Source organism: Pseudomonas brassicacearum (assembly GCF_918698105.1).
In the GTDB taxonomy this organism is placed as follows: Bacteria; Pseudomonadota; Gammaproteobacteria; order Pseudomonadales; family Pseudomonadaceae; genus Aquipseudomonas; species Aquipseudomonas brassicacearum_F.
In genome coordinates, this window is the sequence record NZ_CAKKMI010000024.1 from 55893 (window position 1) to 77206 (window position 21314).

Sequence of the window (21314 nt, forward strand, 5' to 3'; positions counted from 1 at the left end):
ACTGGAGGTCTGACATGCTCACCCAAGCACTGGCGCACAACGGGCTGATCGCGATCCTGCGTGGTCTGCGTCCCGAAGAGGCCGCGGCCATCGGCGAAGTCCTGTACAGCGCCGGATTTCGCGTTATCGAAGTGCCGCTCAATTCCCCCGAACCGTACGAAAGCATCCGCATCCTGCGCAGTACTTTGCCCGCCGATTGCCTGATCGGTGCCGGTACCGTGCTCACGCCGGAACAGGTCGAGCAGGTGAAAGCCGCCGGCGGCCAAGTGATCGTCATGCCTCACAGTGATCCGAAGGTGCTGCGGGCGGCGAAGGCGGCGGGCTTGTACCTGTCGCCAGGCGTCGCCACGCCCACCGAAGCCTTTGCCGCGCTGGCCGAAGGCGCCCATGTACTGAAGATGTTCCCCGCCGAGCAAATGGGCCCGGCGGTGGTCAAGGCCTGGCTCGCGGTGCTGCCGGCCGGGACCGTGCTGGTGCCGGTGGGCGGGATTACGCCGGACAACATGGCGGTGTTCGTCGAAGCCGGCGTCAAGGGCTTCGGCCTCGGTTCCGGGCTGTTCAAGCCGGGCCTGACGGCGGATGAAGTGGCGGTGCGCGCCAAGGCCTACGTGGCCGCATGGAATGCCTTGAACTGAAGACTTTTCCAGCGCCCCGTGCGCTGCATCTGACAAGAGAGACAACAAGATGAAAATCACCAAGCTGACCACGTTTATCGTTCCGCCGCGCTGGTGCTTCCTCAAGGTCGAAACCGACGAGGGCGTGACCGGTTGGGGCGAGCCCGTGGTCGAAGGCCGTGCCCACACGGTGGCGGCGGCTGTCGAAGAATTGTCCGACTACCTGATCGGCAAAGACCCACGCAACATCGAAGACATCTGGACCGTGCTTTATCGCGGCGGCTTCTACCGCGGCGGGGCCATTCACATGAGCGCCCTGGCCGGCATCGACCAAGCGTTGTGGGACATCAAGGGCAAGGCCCTGGGCGTGTCGGTCAGCGACCTACTGGGCGGCCAGGTGCGCGACAAGATCCGTGTGTATTCGTGGATCGGCGGCGACCGCCCGGCGGACACCGCTCGCGCGGCGAAAGAAGCCGTGGCGCGGGGCTTCACCGCTGTGAAGATGAACGGCACCGAAGAGCTGCAGTTTCTCGACACCTTTGAAAAAGTCGACCTGGCCCTGGCCAACGTCGCGGCGGTGCGCGATGCGGTAGGACCGAACGTCGGCATTGGCGTGGACTTCCACGGCCGGGTGCACAAGCCGATGGCCAAGGTGTTGATGAAGGAACTCGACCCCTACAAGCTGATGTTCATCGAAGAGCCAGTGCTCAGCGAAAACTACGAAGCCCTCAAGGAGTTGGCGCCGCTGACCAGCACCCCGATTGCCCTGGGCGAGCGGTTGTTCTCGCGCTGGGACTTCAAGCGTGTACTCAGCGAAGGCTACGTGGACATCATCCAGCCGGATGCGTCCCACGCCGGCGGCATCACCGAAACCCGCAAGATCGCCAACATGGCCGAGGCCTACGATGTGGCGCTGGCGCTGCACTGCCCGCTGGGCCCGATCGCCCTGGCGGCGTGCCTGCAACTGGATGCGGTCTGCTACAACGCGTTTATCCAGGAACAGAGCCTGGGTATCCACTACAACGAGAGCAACGACCTGCTGGATTACATCAAGGATCCGCAGGTGTTCGACTACGACAAGGGCTTTGTGAAGATCCCCAATGGCCCGGGCCTGGGCATCGAGATCAACGAAGAGTACGTCATCGAGCGCGCGGCCATCGGCCACCGCTGGCGCAACCCGATCTGGCGCCATGCCGATGGCAGTTTTGCCGAGTGGTGAGTCACGCCTGACCCACTCAAAATCCCTGTGGTCCTAACACACCCACATCCCCTGTGGGAGCGAGCTTGCTCGCGATGGCAATGTATCAGTCACCCATGCGCTAGCTGACACACCGTCATCGCGAGCAAGCTCGCTCCCACAGTTGGATCTTCGCAAGCAGGGAGATCTTCTTCGATGCGCCCGTTTCCTCAATAAACATAAAAAGAGGCACCTCACATGCAAGCGCACACCCTGAGCGCGCAAGCGTCGTTGGTGACGCCCAGCCGCAAGCGTTTTTTCATCATGGTCCTGCTGTTCATCACCGTAGTGATCAACTACCTGGACCGCAGCAACCTCTCGATCGCCGCCCCCGCATTGACCAGCGACCTGGGCATCGATCCGATCCACGTCGGGCTGATTTTCTCGGCGTTCGGCTGGACCTACGCCGCCATGCAGATCCCCGGTGGCTGGCTGGTGGACCGGGTGCCGCCGCGCATTCTGTACAGCGTGGCACTGCTGCTGTGGTCGGTGGCCACGGTGATGCTGGGTTTCGCCGCCAGTTTCATTGCGCTGTTTGTGCTGCGCATGGCGGTCGGTGCCCTGGAAGCGCCGGCTTATCCGATCAACAGCCGCGTGGTCACCACTTGGTTTCCTGAGCGCGAGCGGGCCACGGCCATCGGTTTCTACACCTCCGGGCAGTTTGTCGGGCTGGCCTTCCTGACCCCGGTATTGGCCTGGCTGCAACACACCTTCGGTTGGCACATGGTGTTTGTCGCCACGGGCGCGGTGGGCATTCTCTGGGCGGCGATCTGGTACGCGGTGTATCGCGAACCACGGGATTTCAAAGGCGCCAACGCCGCCGAAATAGAACTGATCCGCGAAGGCGGCGGGTTGGTGGATATCCAGGCCGATACCGCCAAGGCCAAGGCGAAATTCAGCTGGACCGACCTGGGGATTGTCCTGACCCAACGCAAATTGTGGGGCATTTACCTGGGGCAGTTCTGCCTGAACTCCACGCTGTGGTTTTTCCTGACGTGGTTCCCGACCTACCTGGTGAAATACCGCGGCATGGACTTCATCAAGTCCGGCCTGCTGGCGTCGTTGCCGTTTCTCGCGGCGTTTGTCGGCGTGCTGTGTTCCGGGTTCTTCTCCGACTGGCTGATTCGCCGCGGCGCCACCGTGGGGTTTGCGCGCAAGCTGCCGATCATTGGCGGGTTGCTGATCTCGACCTCGATCATCGGCGCCAACTTTGTCGAGTCGACGCCGTTGGTGATTGCCTTCCTGGCCCTGGCATTCTTCGGCAATGGCCTGGCGTCGATCACCTGGTCGCTGGTCTCCACCTTGGCCCCGGCGCGACTGCTCGGGCTGACCGGCGGGGTGTTCAACCTCATCGGCAACCTGGCGGCCATCACCACGCCGATCGTCATTGGCTTTCTCGCCAGCGGCGATTCGTTTGCCCCGGCCATCACCTATATCGCTGTTCTGGCATTGGCTGGGGCGCTGTCCTACATCCTGTTGGTTGGGAAGGTCGAGCGCATCGAGTTGTAGTCCGACGGGGCGGGCGACCATAATGCCGCCCGTTCCCCCGCTCACTGTTGAAGGCCGGCTATGCAGCAAGACGATCCAAAAATCACCAAGGACGCCGCGCCTACGGGCACGCAGACATTGCTGCGTGGCCTGGGGGTGGTCCAGGCGGTCGCCAGCGGCGCCCGTGACTTGAAGGAAATCGCCCGGCTGATCGGCACCACCCGCAGCACCACCCATCGCCTGGCCAGTTGCCTGGTGGACGAACGTTACCTGCGCGTGGTGCCGCAAGTGGGCTACCTGCTGGGGCCGAAATTGATCGAGCTGGGCTTTCAGGCCCGGGAAGAGTTGCCCCTGGTGAGCCTGGCGGGACCGTACCTGGACGAGCTGTCGGCGCTCACCGGGGACACCGTTCACCTGGCGATTCGCGAAGGTGACGAAGTCTTGTACCTGCTGAAGAATCCGGGGCGCAACGGCCCGGAAATGCGCTCGCGCGTAGGCCATCGCATGCCGTTGGCGCGTACCGGGATCGGCAAGGCGCTGATGCTCGATGACTCGCAGGAACAATGGAAGCGGCTGTATGAAATCAGCCTGCCAGCCGGTGGGAAGAATCAGTTCTGGCCCCAGCATCAGGAGCAATCCTGGGAACAGTTCCAGCAACGGATGGTGGAATATGTGGCGGGGGGCTATGCCTTCGACCTGGAGGACAACGAACCGTCGATTCGCTGTGTGGCGGCGCCGATCCGTGACGCCGGCAAGCGCATCGTCGCCGGTATCAGCATCGCCAGCACCGTGCCGTACATGCCGCTGGAAAAGATGGCCGAGCTGATTCCCCTGGTCAAAGGGGTCACAGCCCGGCTGTCGGCGGAACTGGGCGCCAAGGTTTGACGAACGTCAGGCCTTGAGCGTAGCCATGTCGATGACAAAGCGGTATTTCACATCCCCGGCGATCATGCGGCTGTAGGCCTCGTTGATCTGGCGGATGTCGAGCATTTCAATGTCGCAGCTGATGTTGTGTTCGGCGCAGAAATCCAGCACTTCCTGGGTTTCGGCGATACCGCCGATCAGCGAACCGGCCAGGACCCGACGACCCAGGATCAGTTTTGCCGCATGTACTGGCGGATCGATTGGTTCGACCAGACCCACCAGGATATGCACGCCGTCGAAACGCAGCGTGTCGAGGTAGGGATTGAGGTCGTGCTGCACTGGAATGGTATCCAGCAGGAAGTGGAATCGTCCGGCTGCGGCGGCCATCTGTTCGGCGTCGGTGGATACGATCACATGGTCCGCACCCTGGCGACGGGCTTCTTCGGCCTTGCTCGCCGAACGGGTGAACAATGTGACTTCTGCGCCCATGGCCTTGGCGAACTTGATACCCATGTGGCCCAGGCCGCCCATGCCCAGCACGCCAACCTTGTCGCCAGCCTTCACACCGTAGTGCTTGAGGGGCGAGTAGGTGGTGATGCCAGCGCAGAGCAGTGGTGCGGCGCTGGCCGGGTCGAGTGCTGCCGGAATGCGCAGCACAAAGTGTTCGTTGACCACGATGCTGTTGGAGTAACCGCCCATGGTGTGGCCGCCACTTACGCGGTCCGGGCTGGCGTAGGTCTGGGTCATGCCTTCGAAACAGTATTGCTCCAAGTCAGCGCGGCAGGCTTCGCACTCGCGGCAAGAGTCGACCATGCAGCCAACGCCCACCAGATCACCGACTTTATAGCGGGTGACGTCCGCACCGACGGCGGTGACTTTGCCGATGATTTCATGGCCGGGCATCAGCGGGTAAACGGCGATGCCCCATTCATTTCGGGCCTGGTGGATGTCGGAATGGCAGACGCCGCAGTAGAGAATGTCGATCGCCACATCGTCGGCTCGCGGGCTGCGACGCTCGAACTTTATGGGGGCGAGGGGAGTGGTGGCCGATTGAGCGGCATATCCGATGGCGGTGTACATGATGGACCTCGCTAAGCAATGAACGTTGAGGGTTTCATTCTGGGAGTACCGGCGACAGGTGGCGATGGCGATTCCTCCGCCTGTCATGCCTAATCCTCCGGTCTTGGCCAGGATTTGATCCTCTGTGGCGTCAGACCTGCGATGATGGTTTCATCCCTTTTTTTGTGAAGTTTTCGCCTATGTTGTTGACCCGTCATCTTGATGCCAACGCTACGCTGGTTTCATTGATAGAACCCTTGGCGACCCGCGATGGTTTCGTCCCGACGCCACTGCCCGGTGTCCATGCGCTTCGGGCCAGCCAGGATGTCGCCCGTGGCCCGCAGCTCTACGAGCCGAGCCTGGTGATCATTGCCCAGGGCAGCAAACTGGCGTACCTGGGGCCGCGGACAATGGAATATGGCGCCGGGCACTATCTGATCCAGGCCTTGCCGGTGCCGTTCGAATGCGAAACCTACGCCATGCCCAATGCTCCGCTGCTTGGGGTTTCCGTCGCGATCGATCGGGCGATGCTGGGGGAGCTGGTGCTGGCCATGGGGCTGGTACCGGGGCGGCACCTGGCGCCGCAGACGCCGGAATCAATGACCTGCGCGGTGCTCGACGACGCCATGCGTGGGTGTGTCGAACGCTTGTTGCGTTGCTTGCACGACCCACTGGAATGCCAGGTCATGGGCCAGGCGCGGCTGCGCGAGCTGCTGTTCGTCGCGTTGCGCGGGCCCCAGGCCGATGTGCTGCGGGCGCTGGTGGAGCAGCAAGGCCAATTCGCCCGGATTGCCGCGGCCCTGAGCCATTTGCATGCGCACTTCACTGAGCCGCTGAACGTCGAGACCTTGGCCGGTTGCGCGAACATGAGCGCTTCGACCTTCCACGAGCATTTCAAGCGCAGCACCTTGCTGTCGCCGGTGCAGTACCTCAAGCGCTTGCGTCTGCTCAAGGCCCAGCGGCTGCTGCTCACCGAGGGCATGGGCGTGGCACAGGTCGCGCACCAGGTGGGGTATCAGAGCTCGTCGCAGTTCAGTCGGGAGTACAAGCGCTACTTCGAGCGCAACCCTGGGGAAGAGCGCGCCGCTTGATCCACTCGGGATCCCCTGTGGGAGCGAGCTTGCTCGCGATAGCGGTGTGTCAGCCGACATCTGTGTTGAATGAAAAATCGCTATTGCGAGCAAGCTCGCTCCCACATCGGGCTGTGGTACTGCTTGGATGGCAGGCAATAAAAAGGCCCCCATTACGGGAGCCTTGATGTTCAGCGCAACGGCTTACATGTTCGGGTAAGTCGGTCCGCCAGCGCCTTCCGGCGACACCCAGGTGATGTTCTGCGAAGGGTCCTTGATGTCACAGGTCTTGCAGTGCACGCAGTTCTGGGCGTTGATCTGGAAGCGCTTCTCGCCGTCTTCCTTGGTCACCACTTCGTACACGCCGGCTGGGCAGTAGCGCTGGGCCGGTTCGTCGTACAACGGCAGGTTCTTGCTGATCGGAATGCTCGGGTCGGTCAGCTTCAGATGGCAAGGCTGTTCTTCTTCATGGTTGGTACCGGAGATGAACACCGAGCTGAGTTTGTCGAAGCTGATCTTGCCGTCCGGTTTCGGGTAGTCAATCTTCTTGCAATCGGCTGCCAGCTTGAGGCAAGCGTAGTCGGGCTTGGTGTCGTGCAGGGTGAACGGCATTTTGCCGCCAAGGATGTTCTGGTCGAGCCAGTTGAAGCCGCCACCGATGATTGCGCCGTATTTGTGGATCGCTGCGCCGAAGTTACGGCTGGCGAACAGCTCTTCATACAGCCAGCTGTTCTTGAAGCTGTCGACGTAGGCGGTCAGTTCATCACCGCCTTCGGACTCGGCGAACAAGCGCTCGGCCACGGCATCGGCGGCAAGCATGCCGGACTTCATGGCGGTGTGGCTGCCCTTGATCTTGGCGAAGTTCAGGGTGCCGAGGTCGCAACCGATCAGCGCGCCGCCCTTGAAGACCATTTTCGGCAGCGAGTTCAGGCCGCCCTTGCAGATGGCGCGGGCGCCGTAGCTGACGCGCTTGCCGCCTTCCAGGTACTGCTTGAGCACCGGGTGATGCTTGAGGCGTTGGAACTCGTCGAACGGCGACAGGAAGGTGTTGCTGTAGGACAGGTCGACGATCAGGCCGACCACCACCTGGTTGTTTTCCAGGTGATAGAGGAAGGAACCGCCGGTGTTCTCGGTGCCCATGATGTCCAGCGGCCAGCCGGCGGTGTGCACCACCAGGCCGGGTTGATGCTTGGCCGGGTCGATTTCCCAGATTTCCTTCAGGCCGATGCCGTAGTGCTGGGCGTCGGCCTCGCTGTCCAGGTTAAAGCGCTTGATCAGTTGCTTGCCGATGTGGCCACGGCAGCCTTCGGCGAACAGCGTGTACTTGCCACGCAGTTCCATGCCAGGGGTGTAGAGGCCTTCCTTCGGATGGCCTTCACGGTCGACACCCAGGTCGCCGGTGATGATCCCGCGCACCACGCCGTTCTCGTCGAACAGCGCTTCCTGGGCGGCGAAGCCCGGGTAGATCTCCACGCCCAGGTTCTCGGCCTGCTGGGCCAGCCAGCGGCACAGGTTGCCCAGGGAAATAATATAGTTGCCTTCGTTGTGCATGGTCTTGGGCACGAAGAAGTCAGGGATTTTGCTCGCGGCCTCGGCGTTTCTCAGGACATAAATGTCATCGCGCACGACGGGCGTGTTCAGCGGCGCGCCGAGTTCTTTCCAGTCCGGGAACAGTTCGTTCAGGGCGCGGGGCTCGAACACCGCACCGGAGAGGATGTGCGCACCGACCTCGGAGCCTTTTTCGACCACGCAGACGCTGATTTCCTTACCGGCTTCGGCGGCCTTCTGTTTCAGTCGGCAAGCGGCAGACAGGCCAGCGGGGCCTGCGCCGACGATGACCACGTCGAATTCCATGTATTCGCGTTCCACAGGGCTCTCTCCTACTCAAGGCTCACGGTTTTTTCTAATTGGAGGTTTGGCGTTGCATCCGTTGTTTCCTTCGCGAAAAGCGACGAAAGCGACAATGGATGAGACGCGGGTCTCTCTTAAGCGGCGCATTATATCTACACCACTCTCAGGGTCCAATACAAACGTTTGTTTGAAATTGCCGCAGCCCAGATAAATCACTGACGTACGGCTTATGACTGACCATTTTGCCGTATTGACCGGAATAGGCGTTCCGGTCAAGATACGGGCGGTTTTGCGCTCGCCGTAGGCTGACTGTTGGTTTCAAGAGCACCTCTAAAGACAGGGCGAAGGCAGCACAAAGTGACGCATTGCGTGGTTCTGACGCGCAGTTTACACGCCGCGATAATGAATGACTCATCGGTCATCACTGACGAATGGTCTTCACTCCCGTGAGCTGGGTCATGTGTGGTTCATGCCGGCGTTTTTAGAGGTGCCCTTGCGCCCATGAGCATCAACCGCCAGGTTCGCCTAGGCGACTTTTTTTCACCGGAGAGTAACGAGGAATCCATGAAGGTTCTTGTAGCTGTCAAACGAGTGGTCGACTATAACGTCAAGGTTCGCGTCAAGGCGGACAACTCCGGCGTCGACCTCGCCAACGTCAAGATGTCGATGAACCCTTTCTGCGAAATCGCCGTGGAAGAAGCCGTACGCCTGAAAGAGAAAGGCGTGGCAACGGAAATCGTCGTCGTCTCCATCGGCCCGACCACCGCCCAGGAGCAACTGCGCACCGCGCTGGCACTGGGTGCCGATCGCGCCATCCTCGTCGAATCCGCCGAAGACCTGACATCCCTGGCCGTGGCCAAGCTGCTCAAGGCCGTTGTCGACAAGGAACAGCCATCGCTGGTGATCCTCGGCAAGCAGGCCATCGACAGCGACAACAACCAGACCGGCCAGATGCTCGCTGCATTGAGCGGCTACGGTCAGGGCACCTTCGCGTCCAAGGTCGAAGTGTCCGGCGACAGCGTTGCCGTGACTCGCGAGATCGACGGCGGCGCGCAGACCGTTTCCCTGAAACTGCCGGCCATCGTCACCACCGACCTGCGTTTGAACGAGCCGCGTTATGCGTCTCTGCCAAACATCATGAAAGCCAAGAAGAAGCCGCTTGAAGTGCTGACGCCTGACGCTTTGGGCGTTTCCACCGCCTCCACCAACAAGACCCTCAAGGTCGAAGCGCCGGCTGCACGCAGCGCGGGCATCAAGGTCAAGTCGGTGGCTGAACTGGTCGAGAAACTGAAAAACGAAGCGAAGGTGATCTGATCATGACTATCCTCGTAATCGCCGAACACGATAACAAGGCGCTGGCTCCAGCCACGCTGAACACCGTTGCTGCCGCTGCCAAAATCGGTGGCGACATTCACGTGCTGGTCGCTGGCCAGGGCGCTGGCGCCGTGGCTGAAGCCGCTGCGAAAATCGCTGGCGTGGCCAAAGTGCTGTCGGCTGACAACGCTGCCTACGCACATCAACTGCCGGAAAACGTTGCGCCGCTGGTTGCCGAGCTTGGCAAGGGCTACAGCCACATCCTGGCTGCCGCCACTTCCAACGGCAAGAACATCCTGCCGCGCGTGGCCGCTGCACTGGACGTCGACCAGATCTCCGAAATCATCTCGGTAGAAAGCGCCGACACCTTCAAGCGTCCGATCTACGCAGGCAACGCCATTGCCACCGTGCAATCGACCGCTGCGGTCAAGGTCATCACCGTCCGCGCCACCGGCTTCGACCCGGTTGCCGCCGAAGGTGGCTCGGCTGCCATTGAAGCCGTCGGCGCTGCCCATGACGCCGGCATCTCCAGCTTCGTCAACGAAGAACTGGCCAAGTCCGATCGTCCTGAACTGACTGCTGCCAAGATTGTCGTTTCCGGCGGCCGTGGCATGCAGAACGGTGACAACTTCAAGCACCTGTACGCCCTGGCCGACAAGCTCGGCGCCGCCGTCGGTGCTTCCCGCGCCGCGGTCGACGCCGGTTTCGTACCCAACGACATGCAGGTCGGCCAGACCGGCAAGATCGTTGCACCACAGCTGTACATCGCCGTCGGTATCTCCGGCGCGATCCAGCACTTGGCCGGCATGAAAGACTCCAAGGTGATCGTTGCGATCAACAAGGACGAAGAAGCGCCGATCTTCCAAGTGGCCGACTACGGCCTGGTGGCGGACTTGTTCGAAGCCATCCCAGAGCTGGAGAAGCTGGTCTAATCCGGCGTCTTCACTTATAAAGAGCCCGGCCCTTTGGCCGGGCTTTTTATTTCTGCCTCAGAGGAGCGTATTGCCATGGATCTGCGTCGTTTGGCCGGCTGGTCGTTGTTGTGGACGTTGGCGCTCATGCCAGGCCTGTCTGTCGCCGCCGGCAAATGCGAACGCCTGATCGCCACCGGTAGCCCGGACGCACCGCCTTACCTCTGGCAAGACCCTCAGGACCCCAAGCACCTGATTGGCGCTGGTGCCGACCTGCTGGCGCACGTCGCGCAAGAACTGGGGATCAAGATCGAATTGTTGTATGCCGGCAAGCGCGCCCAGGCGTTGGACGAAGTGCGCAGTGGACGCATGGACCTGCTCACCGATGCTCCGCTGACGGCCGCCGGGCTTGAAGTGTTGGATTACGTTCATCCGCCCTTGCTCGAAAACGATTACCTGATCTGGACCCGCAAGGACTCGACCCTGGTCATCAACCAACTCGAAGACCTTCACGGTCATCCCGGGGCCTTGTCGGAAAAGTCTCGCATGACCCCAGGATTCGGCGTCTTTGCCGAGCAGCAATTGTCCCTGGTGCGCACGCCCAACCTGACCCAGGCCTTTCAGAAACTGCTACTGGGCGAGGTGGAATATGTCCTGGCGGGGCGCTACTCGGGCTTGGCAATGGCGCAGACACTGGGGATGGCCAACGATCTGCAAGCCGCACCGCAACCGGTGGACAAACCCGGGCTGTTCCTCGCGGTTTCCCATAACTCTGCCTGCAATGACCCATGGTTACGCGGACAGCTGGCGCAAAAGATGACAGAATTGGCCGCGTCCGGCCTGGCGGAGGCTGTGTTGCAACGTAATCTCGAGCGTTGGAATACACAGTTGCAGCCATCTGCCAGCGCCCCAAAACAGTAGGGAACATTAGTGACTATTCGACCTCTTTTCGCTGCCCTGGCCGTTCTGGCTCTGGCGGGCTGCGCAGCCGATCCGGCGCCGAATGAACAGATCCGCCTGACCGAACAGGCACTGGAGCAAGCCCGGGCCGTTGGCGCTACTGCCGACGAGGTGCCCGAATTGAAAATGGCTGAAGAAAAGTTCGCCCGCGCCAGATCCAACATGGCCGACGAATCCTACAAGAAGGCGCGCATGCGGGCCGAACAGGCCGAACTCGACGCCCGCCTGGCTGAAGCGAAGGTGCTGACCCTCAAGAGCCAGGAGCAACTGAACGTGCTCGACACCCGCATCAAGCGCTTGCGCAAACAATTGAGGGAGGATGCCCAATGAAGCACTCCCACGTATTGGGCGGCCTGGTCCTCGCCGGCCTGGCCAGCTTGTATGGCTGCGCCGGCCAGCGCAGCGAAGCGGCGCTCGAGCAGGCCAGCACCGACTTCCAGAAGGTCAAGGAAGATGCCAACGTATTGCGTGCCGCGCCCCGGGACGTGATCCGTGCTGGTGAATCCCTGGCCCGCGCCGATCGTTTGTCCAGCTACTGGGGCAGCGGCGAAGATGTGCAGCATTACGCCTACCTGAGCCAGCGCTACAGTGCGATCGCCCGGGAGCACAGCAACCAGGTGCTCAACGAAGAACGTGCGGCGAAGCTCGAACTGGAACGCCAGCGCCTGCAATTGGCCCTGCGTGAGTCCAAGTTGCTAAGCGTGCAGCAGCAGGGCAAATGGCTTGAAGAACAGATCATGGCGATGGCGACCACACAAACCGATCGCGGTTTGGTGATGACCTTGGGGGACGTGCTGTTCGACACCGGCGAAGCGGAGCTGAAGAGCTCGGCCAACCGGGTCGTGCTCAAGATCGTGCAATTCCTGCAGCTCAACCCCAAGCGCGTGGTCCGCATCGAGGGATACACCGACAGCACCGGCGGCAAGCAGGAAAACCTCAAGCTGTCTCGCGACCGCGCGCAAGCGGTGGCGGATGTACTGGTGGACCTGGGGATCGACGAAAAACGTATCCAGGTCGAAGGCTACGGTGATCAATACCCGGTAGACGTCAACGCTTCCGAGCGTGGCCGGGCACAGAACCGTCGCGTTGAAATTGTGTTCTCCGACGAAAAAGGCCAGCTCGGCGCCGCCCGCTGAGGGCTGCGTCACTGGAAAACCCGGCCCCTTCAATGGCGCCGGGTTTTTTTGGGCTCGCAGATTGTCCCACAAGGGGTACAGTTAGAGCTGTCACTCCACTGTACTGTCGAGTAATCTGGCAACTGTCCCAGTACACTTCTAAACTGTTCCGGTATCGTTTCCGACAAGAATAAAATGCCCGTGAAATCGAGTGCTGCGTCATGACCAACCTCTTGCTCTATCAACGTATTGCTCAACAGCTGGCTGAAGACATCCGGCGCGGTGTGTATCAGCCCGGTGAACGCGTGCCGTCGGTGCGCAAGATGAGCTCGCAGCTCAATGTCAGTCATGCCACGGTGCTGCAGGCCTACGCCAACCTTGAAGACCAGGGGCTGATTCGCGCACGACCGCAATCGGGCTACTACGTGCACCAGACGCCGGCCCTGACGGCGCCGACACCGGACATTGCCCGGGTAGAGCGTCCGGGGCTGGTGACGCGCAGCAGCATCATCCAGCAGGTTTTGGTCGAATCGCGCCGCGAAGGGGTGTTTCCCCTGGGAGCGGCGGTGCCGAGTGTCGACTATCTGCCTGTCCGGGCCCTGCATCAGCAATTGGCCAAGGTCACGCGCTTCCATAGCCCGCGGGCTTTCAGCTACATGTTCAGCCCGGGTTTCGAGCCGTTGCGCCGCCAAGTGGCGATTCGGATGCGCGATGCCGGCGTCGTGGTGGACCCTTCCGAGGTGGTGATCACCCACGGCTGCGTCGATGCGCTGCAGATGTCCTTGCGGGTGCTAACGCGGCCGGGAGACTTGATCGCCGCCGAGTCGCCGACCTATTACGGCTTGCTGCAACTGGCGGATCTGTTGGGCCTCAAGGTTATCGAGATCCCCAGCGACCCGGTCACCGGCATGAGCCTGGAGGCCTTGCAACTGGCGGCCAACCAGTGGTCGATCAAAGCGCTGGTGCTGACCACGCGCCTGAGCAATCCTCTCGGTGGCACCATGCCGGAAGAGCGGCAAAAGCAGCTGCTGCGCCTGGCGTCGGACTTCGACATCCAGATCGTCGAGGACGATATCTATGGCGAGTTGATGTTTGAGCAGGGGCGCACCAAGGCCCTCAAGGCCTACGACCGGCTGGACCGGGTCATCTACTGTTCGAGCTTTTCCAAGACGTTGTCGCCGGGTGTGCGCATCGGCTGGATGATCGCGGGCAAATTCCAGCAGGAAATCCAGCGGCTCCAGACCTTCAGCACGCACTCGGCGTGCAGCGTCACGCAGATGGGCATTGCCGCGTACCTGGAAAACGGCGGCTATGACCGGCACTTGCGCTATATCCGCCAGGAGTACCGCAAAAACCTCAGCGCCTTTCAGCTGGCGGTGCAGCAGTACTTCCCGGAAGGCACGCAGATGAGCCGTCCCACGGGAGGCTTCATCCTGTGGGTCAGTTTGCCGGGGCGGGTCAATACCCAGGAGTTGCATGTGCGGGCGTTGCAGCAAGGCATCAGTATCGCGCCGGGGCTGATTTTCAGTAACACCGAGCAGTTCAACCACTGCATTCGCTTGAACTGCGGTGTCCCTTGGAACCGGGAGGCGGAGCGGGCCTTGATGACGCTGGGGTTGTTGGCCACTCAATTGTGCCAGGAGACGGCCAACGGATTTCTTTAGATGTCAGCGGCTTAGCTCGATGTGCTTGTCAGCGCCCCATTATCAGGCGAGCATGGGGGTCTCTGCCGTCAATGCTGTAGTGTCTATGAAAGCCATTGTTCCTGCTGCCTGGGTTTTGATCGGCCTGTTGAATGTCTTCCACATGGGAGGTGTCGTCGCGGCAGCGCCAGCGCAGGAAAAACCGGTCGCCAGTGCCTCGAAAGATACGTCGAAAAAAACTGCAGTGACCAAGAAGCCTTCCACTAAAAAGGCAGCTTCCGCGAAGAAAAAACGCGCGCCCATCTCTTCCAAGAGCAAATCCGCCCACGAGGTCGCCAAGACCCCATTGCCGCCGACCAAGCTGGACCTGAGCTTGCCCCATGAGATGGTCGATAAACTGCAGCCCCCGGGTAAGGTGCTGCAATCCAAGCGTGAACCTCTCTTGCCGTCGATGTTCGGCGAGAAGCCCGGGCCGTTTCAACTCAATGGTCGTCTGTTGAGCAACGAAATGCAGCTGCCACTGCGCAACCAGGAGCGCAACGAGGTGGAAGGCGCGGCGCTGGACTTCGAATTCAAGCAATAAACCTTCGACAGGCCTGTCGCTCGTCGCTGACTGTTCGGTCACCTTGCCGTGGGCAAAAAAACACGCAGCCAGTAATTTAAAACAAGTGTTTTAGCCGTTACTCTGTGTTCTGTTATTAACCATTACCTACCTGTCGTGAGGATGTTGTCGTCATGAAATGCCGTGAAGGCTGTGGCGCCTGTTGCATCGCCCCGTCCATCAGCTCATCTATCCCGGGCATGCCGCAAGGCAAACCGGCGGGAGAACGTTGCGCGCAATTGTCGGTCGATAACCTGTGCCGGATTTTCGGCCAGCCGGAACGTCCAGCGGTGTGCTCGGCGTTCGAAGCCGACATCGAGATGTGCGGCAGCAGCAGTGAAGAAGCCATCCGACTGATCGGTTGGTGGGAGCAAATCACGGCAGCGTAATGAGTCAATGAACGGATCTAACTGAACGAACTTGGACAATAAGGAAAAGAATTATGGGTTCGCTGCATCGTATGGCTGTGTTGTGTGGGTTGACCGTGTTGCTGGCAACGGCCACCGCTCAGGCAGAGGACTGGCAGGTTGCCAAGGAGAAGGACGGCATCAAGGTTTCCCTCAGTGAGGTGGCAGGCTCCAAGTACAAGGCCTATCGCGGCGTGACGGTAATGAAAACCACCATGGCCAAGCTGCGGGCCCTGCAGGAAGACGTTCCCGGTGCCTGTGTCTGGATTCATGAGTGCAAGAGCCAGAAACTGCTCAAGCACGAAGGCAATCAGAGCTGGACCTACACTCAATTCAACACACCATGGCCGGTGACGTCCCGGGACTCGGTGCTGGAAGTCACCACCGAGGAGGGCGCCGACGGCAGCCTGACCCGCAAGCTCAAGGGCGTGCCGAAATACCTCCCCGAGGAGAAAGGTTTCGTGCGAGTGGCCCAGGTCGATGGTTTCTGGACATTCAAGCCTATGGGCGCGGACCAGATCGAAGTGACCTACCAGGTCCACACCGAACCAGGGGGTGACGTGCCGTCCTGGCTGGCGAACAAGTTCGTGGTGGATGCGCCGTTCAACACCCTCAAGGCCCTGAAGGAACGCGCCGAAAAGTAATCGGCCAAGGCTGCACAAAAGAGACCGCCCCCGAGGCGGTCTTTTCATGTGCGCCGTCCAGACACCCGGCGGAACGATTGTCCGGCCCTCAATGTCGAGATACAGGTAAGCCAGGCCCTGAATTGATCAAGGAGACACCGATGCAGAAGTGGGAAATCACTTTCGTAGATGATCATGGCGAAGCCATCGCCGAGCAGTTCGACTACGAGCAGGAGCCTACGATGGAGCAGGCTGCACAACTGATTCGCGAAAAATTGCTGCCCGTGCCCGCCCAACTGGACCTCAACGACCTGGAAGGTCGCACCGAAGATCCCACCGTCAAGAACCTCAAGTCCCAGCACAGCATTGAAATCATCAGCATTACACCGATTTCATGAAACGTTGCCTGGTCTCGCTTGGCAGTGGCCATCACTTGCGGCTACTCTGCAATTGAGATCAGCGAAAGGATCGCGAAGGTCCGGTCTTGTCAGCTACATGCTTGTGTCCCGACGGCCATTTGATGCCGTACCGCTTGCAGCCTGAGGGCTTCACGCACGGGAAGACGGAAAGTCTATCCATTGGTTTCAGGAGGACGTTTCATGAGCACAGCCTATCAAGAAGACATCAGCACCAGCGTATTGCGCCGCATGAAAGAAGGCGGTTTCGATTTTTCCCGATTCCATCCCATTGAGTTCTACGCCATTTTCCCGGACGAGGAGCGGGCGCGCAGGGCGGCAGGTCATTTTCGGGGAGAATCGTTGAACGCGCAGATCAGTGCACGGGACGACGGGGCTTGGTCATTGGAACTGAGCCGGGTGATGTACGCCACTTACGATGACATTGGCGACTTCGAGCAAGACTTCGAGGCAGTCGTCGAACCCTTGGGTGGTGTGATCGAGGGCTGGGGTGTCAAGCAAGAGATCCGGCGCCTGCAGGCCTGACAATCACTCACCGCCACCACAGCAACGGCTGACCTTTGTGTCGGCCGTTTTCATGTCTGTGAGCTAACCGAGTATCCCTGTGGGCGCCGAGCTTGCTCGCGATGGCGGCTGCACAACCCACATCATTACCCGCAGACACACCGCAATCACTTCCCCAGGTTTTGTACCTAACTGTATCCAGATCAAGCCGCGTCGTTTTTCCGTGACTATGCTCAGCAGAGCGACGCCCCTGCGTCGCAATGAAGCGGGGGGCAGCGGGGTGGGGGCATTTGCTGCACTATAAAAGTGCGCGGCCCGTCAGAGGAGAATCCAACCCGTTGATCATAAAGCGTTTATGCCGATGGCACGGGGCTTGCGAAGCCTTGCTGCCAGGGTGACAAGGAGTACGGCATGATCCGCAGCGGTTTTGATGAAATGTACGATGCCAACGGCCAGGTCCGCCCGCATTACCAGGCGTTTGCCCGCTGGCTGGCTGAAACGCCTGACGAGCTGCTGGCGCAACGCAGGCGCGAAGCCGACCTGTTGTTTCATCGTGCCGGCATTACGTTCACGCTCTACGGGGACGAGCAGGGGACGGAACGCCTGATCCCTTTCGACACGATCCCGCGCAGCATCCCGGCCAGTGAATGGCGGGTGGTCGAACGCGGCTGCATCCAGCGGGTCAAGGCGCTGAACATGTTCCTGGCCGACCTCTACCATGAACAACGTATCATCCGGGCCGGCATCATTCCCGCCGAACAGGTACTGGCCAACGAGCAGTACCAACTGGCGATGCAGGGCCTTGACCTGCACCGTGATATCTACGCGCACATTTGCGGTGTCGATCTGGTGCGCGACGGTGACGGCACGTACTACGTGCTCGAAGACAATCTTCGTACGCCCAGCGGCGTCAGCTACATGCTCGAAGACCGCAAGATGATGATGCGCCTGTTCCCCGAACTGTTCGCCGCCCAACGCATCGCCCCCATCGACCATTATCCGAACCTGCTGCTCGACACCCTGAAAAGCTCCAGCCCGCTGGACGACCCCAGCGTCGTGGTGCTCACGCCGGGGCGTTTCAACAGCGCGTTCTTCGAGCACGCGTTCCTGGCCCGGGAGATGGGTGTGGAGTTGGTGGAAGGCGCGGACCTGTTCGTGCGCGATGACAAAGTGTTCATGCGCACCACCGACGGCCCGAAAGCGGTGGATGTGATCTACCGTCGCCTCGACGACGCGTTCCTCGATCCACTGGCCTTCAATCCGGACTCGATGCTCGGGGTGCCGGGCCTGTTGTCCTCCTACCGTTCCGGCAACGTTGTGCTGGCCAATGCCATCGGCACGGGCGTGGCGGACGACAAGTCGGTGTACCCATTCGTCACCGACATGATCCGTTTTTACCTGGATGAAGAACCGATCCTGAAGAACGTTCCTACATGGCAATGTCGTAATCCCGCCGAACTTTCCCACGTGCTGGCGAATCTTCCCGACCTGGTGGTCAAGGAAACCCAGGGTTCCGGCGGTTATGGAATGCTGGTGGGGCCGGCCGCGACGACGGCGCAGATCGATGCCTTCCGCGAGCGGATCAAGGCCAAGCCGCACGCCTACATCGCCCAGCCGACGTTGTCGCTCTCGACCTGCCCGACCTTTGTCGAAAACGGCATCGCCCCGCGCCACATCGACTTGCGGCCGTTTGTGCTCGCTGGCCGTGAGACCCGTGTGGTGCCTGGCGGGCTGACACGGGTGGCGCTGCGCGAAGGCTCCCTGGTGGTGAATTCATCCCAGGGCGGTGGCACCAAGGACACTTGGGTCGTCGAGGATTGAGGAGCTGCCATGCTGAGTAGAACCGCCTCGGACCTGTACTGGATGTCGCGCTATCTGGAGCGCGCGGAAAACCTCGCACGGATGCTCGACGTCAGCTATTCGTTGTCACTGATGCCCCAGGACGGGCGTGGCGACGGTCTGCACGAGTTGGCCATGCCGTTGCTGATCACTGGCACGCTGGACGATTACCGGGAGCGACACGGCGATCTGCATGCCGAGCGCCTGCTGCATTTCTTTGCCTTGGACGCAGCCAACCCGGCCAGCATTTACAGCTGCCTTGGCTCCGCACGGGCCAGTGCCCACGCGGTACGTGGGCGCATCACCGCCGACATGTGGGAGAACATCAACGCCACCTGGCTGGAAATTCGCGGTATCGCCGAGCAAGGCTTGAATCGCTACGGCATGAGCCGTTTCTGCGAGTGGATCAAGGAACGATCCCATCTGTTTCGCGGCGCAACCTACGGCACCATCATGCGTAATGATGCGTTCCGCTTCATTCGCCTGGGAACCTTCATCGAAAGGGCCGACAACACCCTGCGCTTGCTCGATGCCCGCTACGAAATGGCCGGTGACCAGGCCGACACGGTCCGCGACGGCACGGCCCACGCGTATTACCAATGGAGCGCCTTGTTGCGCGCCTTGTCGTCCTTCGAGGCCTACACCGAGATCTACCGTGACGCCCCGGGCGCTCGTCATGTGGCTGAGTTGCTGCTGTTGCGTGCCGATGTGCCGCGTTCGCTACGCGCCTGTACCGAAGAAATCAACCAGATCCTTGCGAGCCTGCCGGGCACCAACGGTCGGCAGGCACAACGGCTGGCGGCGGAGATGGACGCACGCCTGCGCTTCACCGGCATCAACGAAATCCTCGACGGGGGCCTGCATGCCTGGCTCACCGAATTCATCCCACGGGTCCGTGAACTGGGCAATGCCATTCACAGTGCCTACCTGGAGGTCATATGAGACTCTCGATCAGCCACGAAACGGCCTACCACTATGAAGATCAGGTGCGCGCCAGCATCCAGTACCTGCGCCTGACACCCCACGACAGCGAACGCCAGCATGTGCTGAGCTGGCAACTGGATTTGCCCCGGCCGGTGCGCGCGCAGCTGGATCCGTTCGGCAACATCCTTCACGTACTGACCTTGGACGAACCCCACGAAACGGTCGTCATCGGTGCCCGCGGACAGGTGGATATCGATCCATTGCGCGAAGCCGAGCACGAGAGCCAGTCAGCGCTGCCATTCCTGCGCTTCACCCGGCTGACCGAGGCGGACGAGGCCCTTCGAACCTTCGCCGCGCAGCAATGCCAGCAGCGTCGCGATCGCACGGCGCTGATCGACCTGATGCACGGGCTGAACCAGCACATGATCTACACCCCTGGCGCCACTGAGGTGGAGACCAGTGCGGCCCAGGCTTTTGCCGGTCGTAGCGGGGTGTGCCAGGATCACACCCACGCCTTCCTGGCCTGCGCCCGTAGTGTGGGGGTGCCGGCGCGGTATGTCTCGGGGTATCTGTTCAGCGAAGAGAGCGAACACCTGGCAAGCCACGCCTGGGCAGAAGCCTGGCTTGATGACGCCTGGTACAGCTTCGACGTGACCAACCAACTGGCCCGCCCGGAGCGTCACCTGAAGCTGGCCGTGGGCCTGGATTACCTGGACGCCTGCCCGGTGCGCGGCATGCGCCGCGGCGGTGGTTGCGAGCAGATGCATGCCAAGCTGGTCGTGCCACCAGCGCCGGTGATCACGGTGCAACAGCAATAATCATCTAGTGAGCGAGCTTTTGTGGCGAGGGAGCTTGCTCCCGCTCGAGTGCGAAGCGCTCGCAAGCTTTTTAAGGGGGCTGCTGCGCAGCCCAGCGGGAGCAAGCTCCCTCGCCACAAAAAGCAATCTCACGGGGCCAACGGCTGCTTGCGTCCCGCCATATGCTTCAAATAACCCACCAGCAAATCCAGCTCCGAATCCGGCAGCACCGCATCCGAGAACCCGGGCATCTTGCCCTGGGGCCAGCGTCGCAGCGCTTGCGGGTCGCGAATGTAGCGCTTGAGGAAATCCCCGGAGAAGTATTCGGTCGGGTTGAAGGGGATGTTCAGGTCAGGGCCGAACTGTGCATCACCCGCGCCATTGAGCCGATGGCACGCCAGGCAGTTTTTCTGGAACAGCTCGAAACCTTTATTGACCGGGTCGTCCTTGGCCAGGTTGGGCGCCGGCAGCAGGGCCGGAAAGCGCTCGGTCACGGCCGACAGGCGCTTGATGGTCGCCACCGCGTAGGGCCATTGTTCCGGGCTGATGTGGCCAGCCTGCGGATCGGTCCAGACCAGGTAGAAAGGTCCGGCACTGTGCTTGCCTTCCCCTAGCGGCGGCCAGGGCTTGGCCGGGTCCTCGATCGCCAGCCAGGCCCGGGCCCCACTTTTTTTGAGTAACGGCGCCGCAGGCATTTCGGCAGCGAAGCCGTCCAGGGCGACGGCTTGCAGATGGTCGTCCGCTTGGACGCCCGTCAACAGCGCCGTCAGCGGCACGGCTCGATAGCTCATCGGTTTCTTGTAGGAAACGTCATCAATGATCTGGACCGTTTGAGCGTCCGGGTGCTTGAGTAGTTCTTCGGTTTGCCAGGTGCGCGTGCCCGCGCCCAACTCCAGCACCAGTTGCGCGGCATAAAGGGGCGTGCTGAGCAGCAACGCCCCGAACACAATAAGCGCTTTCAAGTCGATCGCCTTCCATGTCGAGGGGTGCCGCAAAGGTTGGCACAGCCATCGCGGCTCGAACAGAGAACCCGTCACATTTTTTGGCGACACAACTAATGGATGATGCAGATGCCCT

General features: G+C 61.0%; 22 protein-coding genes. 19 read left to right on the plus strand and 3 right to left on the minus strand.

Annotated elements, in window-relative coordinates; genetic code table 11:
- Nucleotides 1-14: 14 nt before the first annotated feature.
- The 4 genes from LQ215_RS12060 to LQ215_RS12075 all read left to right on the plus strand — a co-directional run bounded on the left by LQ215_RS12060 (nucleotide 15) and on the right by LQ215_RS12075 (nucleotide 4224).
- Nucleotides 15-635: a 2-dehydro-3-deoxy-6-phosphogalactonate aldolase gene (locus tag LQ215_RS12060; protein WP_003204208.1), complete on the plus strand. Its 621-nt coding sequence runs from the start codon at nucleotides 15-17 to the stop codon at nucleotides 633-635.
- A gap of 49 nt (nucleotides 636-684) precedes the next feature.
- Nucleotides 685-1833: a galactonate dehydratase gene (gene dgoD, locus LQ215_RS12065; RefSeq protein ID WP_003179439.1), complete on the plus strand. Its 1149-nt coding sequence runs from the start codon at nucleotides 685-687 to the stop codon at nucleotides 1831-1833.
- Between the two features lie 216 nt (nucleotides 1834-2049).
- Entirely contained in the window at nucleotides 2050-3360 is a 1311-nt protein-coding gene (locus tag LQ215_RS12070; protein WP_230150030.1) for an MFS transporter, read from the plus strand.
- Nucleotides 3361-3420: 60 nt separating this feature from the next.
- On the plus strand, nucleotides 3421-4224 hold the full coding sequence (locus tag LQ215_RS12075) for an IclR family transcriptional regulator (protein WP_013693986.1): 804 nt from the start codon (nucleotides 3421-3423) through the stop codon (nucleotides 4222-4224).
- A 6-nt stretch (nucleotides 4225-4230) separates the two neighbouring features.
- Here LQ215_RS12075 and LQ215_RS12080 read toward each other — a convergent pair whose 3' ends face one another.
- On the minus strand, nucleotides 4231-5283 hold the full coding sequence (locus tag LQ215_RS12080) for an NAD(P)-dependent alcohol dehydrogenase (protein ID WP_230150032.1): 1053 nt from the start codon (nucleotides 5281-5283) through the stop codon (nucleotides 4231-4233).
- A gap of 179 nt (nucleotides 5284-5462) precedes the next feature.
- Here LQ215_RS12080 and LQ215_RS12085 point away from each other — a divergent pair, with 179 nt between their 5' ends.
- Nucleotides 5463-6353: an AraC family transcriptional regulator gene (locus LQ215_RS12085; RefSeq protein WP_230150034.1), complete on the plus strand. Its 891-nt coding sequence runs from the start codon at nucleotides 5463-5465 to the stop codon at nucleotides 6351-6353.
- A gap of 183 nt (nucleotides 6354-6536) precedes the next feature.
- Here LQ215_RS12085 and LQ215_RS12090 read toward each other — a convergent pair whose 3' ends face one another.
- Nucleotides 6537-8201 (minus strand): electron transfer flavoprotein-ubiquinone oxidoreductase, encoded by a 1665-nt coding sequence (locus LQ215_RS12090; protein WP_230150036.1) that lies wholly within the window; start codon nucleotides 8199-8201, stop codon nucleotides 6537-6539.
- 546 nt (nucleotides 8202-8747) lie between these two features.
- Here LQ215_RS12090 and LQ215_RS12095 point away from each other — a divergent pair.
- The 14 genes from LQ215_RS12095 (at nucleotide 8748) to LQ215_RS12160 (ending at nucleotide 20258) form a co-directional block, all read left to right on the plus strand.
- Nucleotides 8748-9497 carry an electron transfer flavoprotein subunit beta/FixA family protein gene (locus LQ215_RS12095; RefSeq protein WP_014339477.1) on the plus strand — a complete coding sequence of 250 codons (750 nt, stop codon included), beginning with the start codon at nucleotides 8748-8750 and terminating at the stop codon, nucleotides 9495-9497.
- Between the two features lie 2 nt (nucleotides 9498-9499).
- Nucleotides 9500-10429 (plus strand): electron transfer flavoprotein subunit alpha/FixB family protein, encoded by a 930-nt coding sequence (locus LQ215_RS12100; protein ID WP_230150037.1) that lies wholly within the window; start codon nucleotides 9500-9502, stop codon nucleotides 10427-10429.
- 75 nt (nucleotides 10430-10504) lie between these two features.
- Complete coding sequence (locus LQ215_RS12105) at nucleotides 10505-11329, plus strand: substrate-binding periplasmic protein (protein ID WP_230150039.1); 825 nt, start codon at nucleotides 10505-10507, stop codon at nucleotides 11327-11329.
- 9 nt (nucleotides 11330-11338) lie between these two features.
- Nucleotides 11339-11698, plus strand: coding sequence for a DUF4398 domain-containing protein (locus LQ215_RS12110; RefSeq protein WP_230150041.1), 360 nt, complete (start codon nucleotides 11339-11341; stop codon nucleotides 11696-11698).
- Nucleotides 11695-12504, plus strand: coding sequence for an OmpA family protein (locus LQ215_RS12115; protein WP_058544284.1), 810 nt, complete (start codon nucleotides 11695-11697; stop codon nucleotides 12502-12504). Before LQ215_RS12110 ends, LQ215_RS12115 begins: the two co-directional genes overlap by 4 nt.
- Nucleotides 12505-12704: 200 nt before the next feature.
- A complete protein-coding gene (locus LQ215_RS12120) occupies nucleotides 12705-14147 on the plus strand; it encodes a PLP-dependent aminotransferase family protein (protein ID WP_230150043.1) in 1443 nt (480 codons plus the stop codon).
- Between the two features lie 85 nt (nucleotides 14148-14232).
- Nucleotides 14233-14709 carry a translation initiation factor 2 gene (locus LQ215_RS12125; RefSeq protein WP_230150067.1) on the plus strand — a complete coding sequence of 159 codons (477 nt, stop codon included), beginning with the start codon at nucleotides 14233-14235 and terminating at the stop codon, nucleotides 14707-14709.
- 152 nt (nucleotides 14710-14861) lie between these two features.
- Nucleotides 14862-15116, plus strand: coding sequence for a YkgJ family cysteine cluster protein (locus tag LQ215_RS12130; protein ID WP_230150045.1), 255 nt, complete (start codon nucleotides 14862-14864; stop codon nucleotides 15114-15116).
- 53 nt (nucleotides 15117-15169) lie between these two features.
- Nucleotides 15170-15778, plus strand: coding sequence for an START domain-containing protein (locus LQ215_RS12135; RefSeq protein ID WP_230150047.1), 609 nt, complete (start codon nucleotides 15170-15172; stop codon nucleotides 15776-15778).
- A 140-nt stretch (nucleotides 15779-15918) separates the two neighbouring features.
- Complete coding sequence (locus LQ215_RS12140; protein WP_003204179.1) at nucleotides 15919-16155, plus strand: hypothetical protein; 237 nt, start codon at nucleotides 15919-15921, stop codon at nucleotides 16153-16155.
- A gap of 201 nt (nucleotides 16156-16356) precedes the next feature.
- The gene (locus tag LQ215_RS12145) at nucleotides 16357-16698 is read left to right on the plus strand and encodes a ribonuclease E inhibitor RraB (RefSeq protein WP_003179463.1); all 342 of its coding nucleotides are present in this window, start codon (nucleotides 16357-16359) and stop codon (nucleotides 16696-16698) included.
- A gap of 390 nt (nucleotides 16699-17088) precedes the next feature.
- Nucleotides 17089-18498, plus strand: coding sequence for a circularly permuted type 2 ATP-grasp protein (locus LQ215_RS12150; RefSeq protein WP_003204177.1), 1410 nt, complete (start codon nucleotides 17089-17091; stop codon nucleotides 18496-18498).
- Nucleotides 18499-18507: 9 nt separating this feature from the next.
- On the plus strand, nucleotides 18508-19458 hold the full coding sequence (locus LQ215_RS12155; protein WP_230150049.1) for an alpha-E domain-containing protein: 951 nt from the start codon (nucleotides 18508-18510) through the stop codon (nucleotides 19456-19458).
- A complete protein-coding gene (locus LQ215_RS12160) occupies nucleotides 19455-20258 on the plus strand; it encodes a transglutaminase family protein (RefSeq protein WP_230150052.1) in 804 nt (267 codons plus the stop codon). The genes LQ215_RS12155 and LQ215_RS12160 overlap by 4 nt, the downstream gene beginning before the upstream one ends.
- Nucleotides 20259-20386: 128 nt before the next feature.
- Here LQ215_RS12160 and LQ215_RS12165 read toward each other — a convergent pair whose 3' ends face one another.
- On the minus strand, nucleotides 20387-21199 hold the full coding sequence (locus tag LQ215_RS12165; RefSeq protein WP_230150054.1) for a c-type cytochrome: 813 nt from the start codon (nucleotides 21197-21199) through the stop codon (nucleotides 20387-20389).
- Nucleotides 21200-21314 lie beyond the last annotated feature (115 nt).